Source organism: Mesorhizobium sp. M7A.F.Ca.CA.001.10.2.1, from assembly GCF_003998575.1.
Lineage (GTDB): Bacteria > Pseudomonadota > Alphaproteobacteria > Rhizobiales > Rhizobiaceae > Mesorhizobium.
Window position 1 is genome coordinate 1 of the sequence record NZ_RZQY01000353.1, and the last position, 6,067, is coordinate 6,067.

General features: G+C 62.3%; 6 protein-coding genes. 3 read left to right on the forward strand and 3 right to left on the reverse strand.

Annotation, left to right across the window (positions count from 1 at the left end; genetic code table 11):
- Both EN964_RS21330 and mgrA read left to right on the forward strand, forming a co-directional pair.
- The coding region (locus EN964_RS21330; RefSeq protein ID WP_164775914.1) for a Gfo/Idh/MocA family protein at positions 1 to 988 on the forward strand (988 nt) is incomplete at its 5' end.
- 121 nt (positions 989 to 1,109) lie between these two features.
- Positions 1,110 to 2,156, forward strand: coding sequence for an L-glyceraldehyde 3-phosphate reductase (gene mgrA, locus EN964_RS21335; RefSeq protein ID WP_127268557.1), 1,047 nt, complete (start codon positions 1,110 to 1,112; stop codon positions 2,154 to 2,156).
- A 75-nt stretch (positions 2,157 to 2,231) separates the two neighbouring features.
- Here mgrA and EN964_RS21340 read toward each other — a convergent pair whose 3' ends face one another.
- Positions 2,232 to 3,329: a serine protease gene (locus EN964_RS21340; protein ID WP_127272136.1), complete on the reverse strand. Its 1,098-nt coding sequence runs from the start codon at positions 3,327 to 3,329 to the stop codon at positions 2,232 to 2,234.
- Between the two features lie 396 nt (positions 3,330 to 3,725).
- Here EN964_RS21340 and EN964_RS21345 point away from each other — a divergent pair, with 396 nt between their 5' ends.
- Positions 3,726 to 4,820, forward strand: coding sequence for a serine protease (locus EN964_RS21345; protein WP_127271446.1), 1,095 nt, complete (start codon positions 3,726 to 3,728; stop codon positions 4,818 to 4,820).
- A 62-nt stretch (positions 4,821 to 4,882) separates the two neighbouring features.
- Here EN964_RS21345 and EN964_RS21350 read toward each other — a convergent pair whose 3' ends face one another.
- Positions 4,883 to 5,584 carry a hypothetical protein gene (locus tag EN964_RS21350; RefSeq protein ID WP_127272138.1) on the reverse strand — a complete coding sequence of 234 codons (702 nt, stop codon included), beginning with the start codon at positions 5,582 to 5,584 and terminating at the stop codon, positions 4,883 to 4,885.
- The coding region (locus tag EN964_RS21355) for a hypothetical protein (protein ID WP_245490680.1) at positions 5,581 to 6,067 on the reverse strand (487 nt) is incomplete at its 5' end. The genes EN964_RS21355 and EN964_RS21350, both read right to left, overlap by 4 nt.

Here is a 6,067-nt window from a genome sequence, read left to right on the forward strand (position 1 = left end):
CGCCGAGACCGTCGAAGACCTGCTCAAGGCCGACGACATCGACATCATCGTCAACCTGACCATCCCGGCGGTGCACTACGAAGTATCGAAGCAGATCCTCGACGCCGGCAAGCACGTCTATTCGGAAAAGCCGTTCGTGCTGTCGGTCAAGGAAGGGCTCGACCTTAAGAAGCGGGCGGAGAAAAAGGGCCTGCGGATCGGCTCGGCGCCAGACACTTTCCTCGGCGGCGCGCACCAACTGGTGCGCAACCTGATCGACACCGGCAAGCTTGGCAAGGTCACGAGCGGTACCTGCCATGTCATGGGCCACGGCATGGAGCATTGGCATCCCAATCCGGATTTCTTCTTCCAGCCGGGCGCCGGTCCCGTGCTCGATATCGGGCCTTACTACATCACCAATCTGATCCAGCTGATCGGACCGGTGAAACAGGTCGCGGCCTTCGCGACGACGCCGGCCAAGGAGCGGACGATCAGTTCAAAGCCGCGCGCGGGTGAAAAGATACCGGTCAACACGCCGACGACCATTCATGGGCTGCTGGAGTTCGAGAACGGTGCCGTTATAACGCTCAACACCAGCTGGGACGTCTGGGCCCACGGCCACGCGCCGATGGAACTCTATGGCGAGGCGGGTACGGTGTTCGTGCCGGACCCGAACTTCTTCGGTGGTGACGTTCGCTTCACCGACGCGGCCAAGCCGGTCAAGAAGCTGCCGAACTGGCCGCATCCGTTCGGCGTGCCCAACGAGATGCATTCGCAAGGCATGATGGCCAACTACCGCACATCGGGCCTCGCCGACATGGCAGTGGCGATCGCGGAAGGCCGACCGCATCGCTGTTCGATGGAGCTGGCGCTGCACGCCGTCGACGTGATGACCGGGCTGTTGCGCTCCGGCGAAACCGGCAAGTTCGTCGCCATGCAGACCACCTGCGAACGGCCGGCAGCCCTCGGCGTCAAGCAAGCCAAGGACCTTTTGGCGAAGAAGAAGTAGGCAGATACCTCAACCCTCTCCCCGTTCCGGCGGGGAGAGGGTAAAGGTGAGGGGCAAAGCCGACTCGCCCGCGTTGTCGCGATGGCAGTAGCCTGGCTCGCTTCCATTTGAGGATTTTCCGATGCCCTATACGCCCGCCGAAAACCGCTACGAGAAAATGGTCTACAACCGCTGTGGCCGCTCCGGCCTGAAGCTGCCGGCAATCTCGCTCGGCCTGTGGCATAATTTCGGCAACGACACGCCGCACAGGACCAAGCAGGCGATCGCGCGCAAGGCCTTCGACCTCGGCATCACGCATTTCGACCTTGCCAACAATTACGGTCCGCCACCCGGCTCGGCCGAGACCGCTTTCGGTGAAATCCTGCGCACCGACTTCGCCGCCTACCGCGACGAGCTGATCATCTCGACGAAGGCCGGCTACGAGATGTGGGCCGGACCCTACGGCGAATGGGGCGGGCGCAAATACATTCTGGCCAGCCTCGACCAGAGCCTGAAGCGCATGGGGCTCGACTATGTCGATATCTTCTATTCGCATCGTTTCGACCCCGACACGCCGCTGGAAGAGACCATGGGCGCGCTCGACCATGCCGTGCGCTCGGGCAAGGCGCTCTATGCCGGCATCTCGTCCTACAATTCGCAGCGCACACGCGAGGCCGCCGATATCTTGAAGCAGCTTGGCACGCCTTGCGTCATCCACCAGCCGAGCTATTCGATGCTGAACCGCTGGGTGGAGGAAGATGGCTTGCTCGACACGCTCGAAGGGCTCGGCGTCGGCTCCATCGTGTTCTCGCCGCTGGCGCAAGGCATGCTGACCAACAAGTATCTCGGCGGCATTCCCGATGGCAGCCGTGCCTCCCAGGGCAAGTCGCTGAAGACAGCCTTCATCAACGACAAGACCATCGCCAACATCAAGGCGCTCGACGCCATCGCCGGCAAGCGCGGGCAGACGCTGGCGCAGATGGCGCTGGCCTGGGTGCTGCGCAAGGGCAGGGTGACATCGGCGCTGATCGGCGCCAGCCGGCCGGAGCAGGTCGAGGACTGCGTCGGCGCGCTCAAGGTGCTCGATTTCAGCGATGCCGAACTCGCCGAGATCGACACCTATGCGCGCGAATCCGACATTAATCTGTGGGCGGCTTCCGCCGAGCGCAAAGGCCCGCCGCGAAAATAAGTCCTCTCGATAAGCCGGCAAGCAAAACGGCGGGAACCTCTCCCGCCGTTTTGCTTGAAAGCGAACAGCGCTGCTTCAGGGCGTTTTCGGTTTCTGGGCGGTGCCCAGTCCCGCCTTGGGCTTTGCCGGCGCCGGAGCCGAGGTCTTCATCTTCGCCTCGATCCAGCCGGTGTAGTTGGCCAGCCGCGTGTAGATGCCGTAGGCCTCCTTGTGGCCGCACGCCGCACTGCCGTCAGCCGGGCCTTCGCCCCAGCTGACGACGCCGACCTGGACCGGGCCTTCGGCACCGGTCATGAACAGCGGGCCGCCGCTGTCGCCGTTGCAGGCATCGCGCACGCCGCTGGTGGTGCCGGCGCAGATCATGTTGCCGGTCAGCGGGTCGGTCATGTCGGCGGCGATCGCATTGGCTGCCGCGTCGATGCCTTTTTCCGAATAGCGCATACGGCGGGACAGATCACCGAGCGCTGCCTTCAGATCACGCGCATAGATGGCCTTGATGCCGCTGTTGCAGGCCTGGTTCGGCTGCAGATCGAGATCGACAACCATCAGCGTGGTCGGAAAGGTGCCGTCCTGCATCTTGCCCCAGCCGGTGACGGTCGTCTTGCCGGTGTCGGGGGTTGCCTCATGGGCGACCTTGATGGTCGGCGCGTCGGCCGGTTCGGCAAGCCGGAGCAGGGCGAGATCGTTGTCGAGCGTTTGCTCGCTGTAGGCTTCGTTGACGATGACCTCCACCACCTTGTGGCGCTTGCCCTCGCTGAGATCGGTTGCACCGGTCAGCACGGTGACGCTCTCCGGCGAAACCGGCTGACCCTTGTCGTTGAGGCAGTGTGCTGCCGTCAGCACCCATTGCGGCGCGATCAGGCTGCCGCCGCAGAATTGGGCGTTGGCCTGCGAGGCCGGGTTCTCGTCCAGCCTGTCGGTGGTGAGCAGCGCGACCTGGAACGGATAGGCTCCCTTTTCGGCCTGGTTGCCGCCATAGACGCGGTCGGCTGCGTCGGGGTTCTCCGCCGCGGCTTTCGCCCTGGCTTCCGTCACGCGCTTCATTGGCGAGACCGCTGCCTCCGGTCGGGCGACTGCTTCGTCGGCCTGGGTGGAATTGGCTGCCGCAAGGGCGGCTGCGATGCCGAGCAGCGATGCAGCGGCGATCGGCCTGAACCGATGGATGATGTTCATCTGAAGCCCTCCTGATATGTACCCGAGCGGACCAGCCCCGGCGCATGATCAACAAAGCAAGCCTCAGACTGGTGGTCAGGCCGCGCAGCTTTCGTTGCAGCGGCACGGCAGGGACACCAAGTCAGGCACTGCTTCGCGTATCGCGTTCCTGTGCAGACCCCGTTCAAAACCCTATAGCCCCCCACGGGCTATGTGGAAGCTAATTGTCATTCCAATGTTGTATTAATTTAGGCAATATATCCGCCCGGGTGTCTTTGGCGGGGGCTTTGACCGACCGCATAGGCGATGGTCAAATTTCAAGTGCGGTAACCAAAATCCTTTTTCGACGCCACCACGATCTCGACAATATTTCTGTATCTTGATCCAGTCCTTGCTGACTTTTGGGAGAGTCTCACCATGACAAAACTGACAAACGCACTCATTGTGTCCGCATTGCTTTCCACCGCAATGTGGACGGTCCCGGTTTTCGCCGCCGATCCTGGCTCCGCCAGTGCCGGCAATGGCGAAAGCGCGCGCGACGTGACTTCAGGCGACTACAAGCCCGGGCGGGCAAAGCCAATCGCGCCACCTAAGCTGACCGACGAAGACAGCCGCGCCGCGCCGCTTGCCGACGAGGCAACGGCTGTCAAATCCTACGGCGTCGTCGGACGGTCCGCCGATGGCAAGGAGATCAAGATCGAGCCGAGCGAAGCGCTGCGGGAGCTTATCATCAAGGAACTGAACGCTCCGGCCACCGGAAAAGACGGGGCCGAGCGCAAGACCGAGGATCCGGACCTCGGCGAAGGCGAAGCCGGCCGTCAGGTCTTCGGCACCGACGATCGCGAGCAGGTCAAGAACACCAAGACCTATCCGTTCTCGGCAATCGGCTATCTCGAAGCCAAATCGCCGAAGACGGGCAGCTTCGGCAGCTGTTCGGCAACGCTGATCGGCCCGCGCACGGTGCTCACCGCCGCGCACTGCCTCTACAGCCATGAGGACAAGGATTGGCTCTCCGACTATCTGTTCGTGCCGGGGCTGAACGGCAGCACGGCCGACGACGCACCGTTCGGCGCCTTCGCCTTCGAAAGCGCCTATGTGCTGCAAGGCTTCATCGACAACTACCAGGGTTATTATGGTTCGGTCCTGCTGTGGGATCTCGGCATCGTCACGCTAAAGCAGGATGTCGGCACCAATCTCGGCTGGCTGGGCTATGCGAACTATGACGATCTTGGCGACTTCACCGCCAATCTCGTTGGCTATCCCGGCGACAAGCCGATGGGCACGATGTGGAAGGCAAACTGCGAAGTGCATGCCGAAAACATCGCGCCGGAATATTTCCAGTACGACTGCGATACGTTCCCAGGGTCGAGCGGCAGTTCGGTCTATGCCTACGACAACAAGGCCAAGCAGCGCATCGTCACCGGTGTCAACGTGGCGGAAAGCCCCGACGCGAACACCGCCGTGCGCCTGAATGCTGCCAACGTCCAGTGGATCAACAGCCTGTATAAATAATCGCTGCGCATTCGCGGTGGAGACAAAGGCGGCGGCGCAATCCCGCCGCCTTTTTCGCGCCGCTATTTGGCTTCGGCCGTGGGCGGCCCATTGCGCACATAGGTCTCGATCGCCGAAGCGAAAGTGGGAGAACCCGCCTTGCGCTGCTTGTCTATGTAGCCGGCAAAATAGCTCCAGAAAGAGACGGCATAGTCACGGAAATAAGCATCGGTCACTTTGCGCGAACACAAATCGCCGTCGATGCAGAATGACAGCCGGTTGAGGAAATAGACGATGCGATCGAAATTCTCGCTGAAATCGGCGAGCGGCATGTCGCCGCCGGAGGCGGTCATCGCCTCGATGCCGATCCGTTGCCGGAACACCTGCTCCTCGGTTGGCGAGGGGTTGGCGCTGAGCAGATTGTCATATTTGGCGTTAAGCGCGGTCAGACGATCTTTCAGCGCGCGCTGCGCCTGCTGGTAGTCCTTGTTTTCCCAGAGTTCGACAAGCGACATGGTCTGCTCGACGCGCTTCTGCTCCTGGTTGGCCAGGAACTGGTAGACCGAGAACATCAGGGTGAAGATGATGGCGAGACGCACGGCCATGCCCGACCAGGCATAGACCAGCATGCGCCAGTCGCGGTCGGTGAAGGGGTTGCTCTCCTTCTTGATCTCGTGGGCGCTTGGCCAAGGGAAACCTTCGGTGGTTTCCGCCAGCGCGGGTTTGCCGGCCGGCGCCTTTGCGGCGGCTGCTGTCTGCCTGGTGTTGCCCGTTGGCTTCTTCATCCGCAGCTGTCCAGTTCAATGGTGGCGGAGGGATCCAGCACGATGCCCGGCGTCTCCAGCTTCCGTTTCAGGCATTCCAGTTGCAGGCGCGAAATCATGAACTGCACGTCAGGCTCCGCCGCCCCCTTGTTCGGTGACGGCAAGGCTTCGACGGCGCCGCGCGAGGCGCAGTTGCTGAGATCGACGACAACGGCGTCGCTGCCGCTTTTGGCGAACTGGTCGTACTGATCGAGAAAACACGTCGCCAGTTCCGAGTTGGTGACGATCTGCTTGACGCACAGGCCGCAGGCCTCGTCCGCCGAAGCGTTGGCGATCAACAACAGGCCGCCGCCAAGGCCAGCCACCGTTCCACGCCAGGAAAACACAGAATTCTTCACAATCGATCCTATCCGTTTCATCCGGCCGTCATGCGCCAAGACGCGGCCGGGAATGTTCTCATATCGCGCCGATCGCGCAAGAGCCGGCAGAGCCATGCGGCGCCGG